This window comes from Paenibacillus sp. LHD-117 (assembly GCF_030929555.1).
Lineage (GTDB): Bacteria > Bacillota > Bacilli > Paenibacillales > Paenibacillaceae > Pristimantibacillus.
Genome location: NZ_JAVFVT010000080.1, coordinates 1 through 1,610 on the forward strand (window position 1 = coordinate 1; position 1,610 = coordinate 1,610).

At 40.4% G+C, this 1,610-nt stretch carries 1 protein-coding gene; it reads right to left on the minus strand.

Features of this window, described 5'->3' with window-relative positions; genetic code table 11:
* Positions 1–50: 50 nt before the first annotated feature.
* Positions 51–1,514, minus strand: coding sequence for an IS1182 family transposase (locus RB620_RS30080; RefSeq protein WP_308100847.1), 1,464 nt, complete (start codon positions 1,512–1,514; stop codon positions 51–53).
* Positions 1,515–1,610 lie beyond the last annotated feature (96 nt).

Genomic DNA, 1,610 nt, shown 5'->3' on the forward strand with positions numbered 1-1,610 from the left:
ACGTCAGTCTGTCTAACAATTGATTGCTTAGTACGCCTTAAAAGGTAGGTTTATGCAAGTTTACTCAAATAAACGTCGTACATTTTTGATTTCGAACGAGCTGGGTTTCTGAAGAGACGTATGAGCTCCTTCACTCCCTGTATTTTGATCATTCTCTTGAGATTATAGGCAAGACAAATTAGATTGGTCTCAGTGCCTACTGATGCCAATCCTCGAGTTAAAAAATATGTATAGCCCCAGTGACGTTTTATCGTCCCGAAGGGGTGCTCAACAATTGCCGCTCTTTGCTTATAAAGCTTACTTTGACTACGCGTATTTTCTGCAATCCGTTCGATCACTTCTTCGTCTTTCAGCCTGGTTACCGACCTTCCGCCTTTGGCAGTCGTGCAAAGATCCTTCTGTCCGCAAATACCAAAGGCTTCGCAAGTGTAACGTCTGTACTCTTTTCCATCTTGTTTTCCATTCCATTTGAAAGGTAATTCATAACCCAGTGGGCAAATATATCTATCGTTTATGGCGTCATATTCAAAGTTCTCTTTATCAAATCCGCTTTCTACTTTGTTTTTCTTTCCCTTCTGCGGCTTAATTAAGAGTTCGGTGCTTTCGTCGACAACGTCTATGATTTCAAGAAAGTTATAATAGCCTGTATCGGCCAAAATTGTTGTTTTTTGACCATGGAAAACTTGCCTTGTTTTCTTTGCCATATTGGACAGCTGCCCTTGATCGTTGACATCATTGACCGTATCACAGTCCACGATCAATTTATACTTGCTGTCCACCGCAGTTTGAACATTGAAACAAACTTCATGCTTCCCGTTATTTTTCATTGATTTGGCATCAGGATCGGTAACGCAAAGCTGGTTTTCGCCTGTTTCCTTGAGTTCTTGTTTCATTACCTGCAGCTCGTGCATTCTCTCTTGATAGACCTCTAACTTTTCCGTGATTTCCTGTTTTTTCAGGCGATTGTCTTCTGTTAAAAAGTCGCGCAAATATGAATCGATTTTTTCATCGATATACTCAAGTTTTTTACTGATAATGTTGTCATTAAAGTGTTTCTTTTTAGAGCAGTCGGCCTTTAATTTTGTGCCGTCAATCGCGACAAGTTGACCATCGATTAACCCGAAACCTTTTAACATTAAGGTGAATTCTTTAAACAGCTTTTTTATGGCCGTTTGATTACTCTTCATAAAAGCAGATAAAGTGCCGTGGTCCGGCTGGAGCTTACCAATGAGCCACATCAGTTCAATATTTCTTTTCGTCTCGGTTTCCATCTTGCGAGAGGAACGGATACCATTCATATAGCAGTAAAGATAGAGCTTGAGAAGCTCTTCCCGGCGGTAAGGTTTTTGCCCCGCTTTGGAGCCCGAATACACCTGAAACCCCAATTCTTCTAGGGTCAAGCTATCGACGTAAGCATCAATTACTCGAACAGAATTTTCTTCTTCTACAAAATCGTCCAACGTATTTGGCAATAAATGAATTTGATATCTATCTTCACCTTCGATAAAGGGCATATGCGCTCATCTCCTTAAATACAGAGATTCGACAAAGGTCTTCCATTTTCATGCCCGAAAACGAGGATCTTTAATAATTGTTAGACAGACTGACGT